The organism is Stenotrophomonas sp. 05L414_2, assembly GCF_056397905.1.
In genome coordinates, this window is sequence record NZ_JBFTOJ010000286.1 from 1 (window position 1) to 2348 (window position 2348).

6 protein-coding genes are annotated in these 2348 nt (G+C 62.8%); all 6 read right to left on the bottom strand.

Annotated features, from left to right (window positions below; genetic code table 11):
- Positions 1–13 precede the first annotated feature (13 nt).
- On the bottom strand, positions 14–457 hold the full coding sequence (rplO, locus tag AC1DJN_RS21575; RefSeq protein ID WP_025879316.1) for a 50S ribosomal protein L15: 444 nt from the start codon (positions 455–457) through the stop codon (positions 14–16).
- 4 nt (positions 458–461) lie between these two features.
- Positions 462–653, bottom strand: coding sequence for a 50S ribosomal protein L30 (gene rpmD, locus AC1DJN_RS21580; RefSeq protein ID WP_025879315.1), 192 nt, complete (start codon positions 651–653; stop codon positions 462–464).
- On the bottom strand, positions 646–1188 hold the full coding sequence (gene rpsE, locus AC1DJN_RS21585) for a 30S ribosomal protein S5 (protein WP_025879314.1): 543 nt from the start codon (positions 1186–1188) through the stop codon (positions 646–648). The genes rpmD and rpsE overlap by 8 nt, the downstream gene beginning before the upstream one ends.
- A gap of 161 nt (positions 1189–1349) precedes the next feature.
- Complete coding sequence (rplR, locus tag AC1DJN_RS21590; protein WP_025879313.1) at positions 1350–1703, bottom strand: 50S ribosomal protein L18; 354 nt, start codon at positions 1701–1703, stop codon at positions 1350–1352.
- Between the two features lie 32 nt (positions 1704–1735).
- The gene (gene rplF, locus AC1DJN_RS21595; protein ID WP_025879312.1) at positions 1736–2260 is read right to left on the bottom strand and encodes a 50S ribosomal protein L6; all 525 of its coding nucleotides are present in this window, start codon (positions 2258–2260) and stop codon (positions 1736–1738) included.
- Between the two features lie 17 nt (positions 2261–2277).
- On the bottom strand, positions 2278–2348 hold a 71-nt coding region (rpsH, locus tag AC1DJN_RS21600), incomplete at its 5' end, for a 30S ribosomal protein S8 (protein WP_478040193.1).

Here is a 2348-nt window from a genome sequence, read left to right on the forward strand (position 1 = left end):
CGCCATGATTCTCTTACTCCGTTACGCTGCCGCCGGCAGCTTCGATCGCAGCCTTGGCACCGGCCGTGGCAGCAACACCCTTCAGGGTGAACGCCTTGGTCACTTCGCCCTTGACGACGACCTTGGCCTTCTTTGCAGTGCTCGGGACCAGCTTGGCAGCACGCAGGACAGCGAAGTCGATCTCGCCGGCCGGCAGCTTGTCCAGCTGGTACAGCAGCACTTCAGCGGTGTCCTTGGCGATCGGCGAACGGAAGCCGATCTTCGGCAGACGACGCTGCATGGGGGTCTGGCCGCCTTCGAAGCCAGCCTTGATCTTGCCGCCACCCTTACGGGCAAACGAACCCTTGTGGCCGCGGCCGCAGGTCTTGCCCAGGCCGGAGCCGATACCGCGACCGACGCGGGTACGCTCTTTACGAGCGCCCGGTGCCGGGCTCAATTCATTCAGATGCATGGTCATTGGATTATTCCTCAACCTTGACGAGGTAGTGGACCTTGTTGATCAGACCGCGAACCTGCGGGCTGTCCTTCAGTTCACGCACATCGTTGAGCTTGCCCAGACCCAGCGCACGCACCGACAGGCGATGACGCGCCTGGGCACCACGCAGGCCGCGAACCAGACGGACCTTGACGGTCTTGTTGGTTTCATTAGCCATGGTTGAGATCCTCCACCTTCTTGCCGCGCTTGGCCGCGATGCGAGCCGGCGACTGCGCTGCAGTCAGGCCCTTCACGGTGGCACGCACCAGGTTGATCGGGTTGCGCGAACCGGTGGCCTTGGCCAGCACGTTCTTCACGCCAACTGCTTCCAGCACGGCGCGCATGGCACCACCGGCAATGACGCCGGTACCTTCGGAAGCCGGCTGCATGAACACGCGCGCTGCGCCGTGACCATCCTTGATGGTGTGCCACAGGGTGCCGTTGTTCAGATCGACGGTGACCTGGTTCTTGCGAGCCTGCTCCATCGACTTCTGGATGGCGACCGGCACTTCGCGTGCCTTGCCATAACCGAAACCGACCTTGCCTTCGCCGTCGCCGACAACAGTCAGGGCGGTGAAGGTGAACTGACGGCCACCCTTGACGGTCTTGCTGACGCGATTGACCGCGACCAGCTTTTCGATCATGCCGTCATCGACTTTCTCTTCGCGGTTACGGTCGCGATCGCGACCCCGCTGCTGACGTTCTTCTGCCATGTTTATTCCTTGGTTGTTGGGTTATGTACGGCTCGAGGCCGCTTATGGTTGTGGAGTGGTGCGTTGTTGCGGTGGGCCGCTGCAGAAGAGCGGCGCCGCCCAGCCTCACTCAGGCTGGCGAGCAGGCGGGCATGGGGACCGGGGTCCCCTGCCCTGATCCCTTAGAACTGCAGGCCGGCTTCGCGGGCAGCGTCAGCCAGGGCCTTGATGCGGCCGTGGTAACGGTAACCCGAACGATCGAAGGCAACCTTCTCGACGCCGGCGGCCTTGGCACGCTCAGCGACGATGCGGCCAACCTTGGCGGCGGCATCGGCGTTCTTGCCGTTCTTCAGGCCTTCCTTGATGTCGGCCTGGGTGGTGTTGGCGGCAGCCAGCACCTTCGAGCCGTCAGCGGTGAAGACCTGTGCATACAGGTGCTGGCCGGTGCGCAGCACCGACAGGCGGGCCACACCGAGCACACGGATGTGGGCACGGGTCGACTTGGCGCGACGCAGGCGGGCGATGTTCTTGTTCATGATCTTTTTCCCTGGAAAGCGGAAGGTCCTAATTAGGCCTTCTTGGCTTCCTTGCGAATGATGACTTCGTCGGAGTACTTCACGCCCTTGCCCTTGTACGGCTCCGGCTTGCGGAACGCACGGATCTTGGCGGCAGCTTCACCGACGGCCTGCTTGTCAGCGCCCTGCACCAGGATTTCAGTCTGGGTCGGGGTGGTGATGGTGATGCCTTCCGGCGCCACGAACACGATCGGGTGCGAGTAACCCAGCGACAGGCTGAGGTCCTTGCCCTGCATCGCGGCACGGTAACCCACGCCGACCAGCTCAAGCTTGCGCTCGAAGCCTTCGGAAACACCCTTGACCATGTTGGACAGGATGGCGCGGACGGTACCGGTCAGCGGGATCAGCTCCACGTTGTCGGTGCTCAGGGTGGCAACGCCGTTTTCGACATTGATGTTGATGCCAGCCGGCTTGGCCAGCGACAGGGTGCCCTTCGGGCCCTTGGCGATGACGCTGTCGTTCTGGACGTTCAGTTCAACCTTACCCAGGTCGATCGGCTTCTTGGCTACACGGGACATGGTCTACTCCTTTCGCCTTAGGCCACGAAGCACAGGACTTCGCCGCCGACGCCCAACTGGCGCGCCTGCGCATCAGTCATGATGCCCT